This is a genomic window from Streptomyces sp. SID14478 (assembly GCF_010548525.1).
GTDB lineage: Bacteria > Actinomycetota > Actinomycetes > Streptomycetales > Streptomycetaceae > Streptomyces.
Genome location: NZ_JAAGMG010000903.1, coordinates 1 through 284, shown reverse-complemented (window position 1 = coordinate 284; position 284 = coordinate 1). Strand labels below are relative to the sequence as shown.

Annotated in this window: 1 pseudogene; it reads right to left on the bottom strand. The window is 72.2% G+C overall.

Annotated features, from left to right (window positions below):
- Nucleotides 1-31 precede the first annotated feature (31 nt).
- Nucleotides 32-284: pseudogene (locus tag G3I40_RS29235) on the bottom strand (flavoprotein); the annotation flags it as partial.

Here is a 284-nt window from a genome sequence, read left to right as displayed (position 1 = left end):
GCCGTATGCCGCACCTGTCCGAAAATCGCCCCTACTCGGCGCGCTCGGGTGCGAGCAGTTCCAGCGCCTCCTCCCACGGAAAGACCGCCGTCTCACCGGACTTGGGCGTGTGCGGCGTGGCGGAGCTGACCCGTACGCCCATGGCGCGCAGCCTGGCCAGACTCTCGACGTACGCGGGGTGCCGGGCGAGGAAGGAGTTCACGGCGGGGAGGACGGCGGTGGGGACGCCCTGCCCGTACGCCTCGCAGAGGATGCCGAGGGCCAGGGTGTCCGCGATGCCGGCC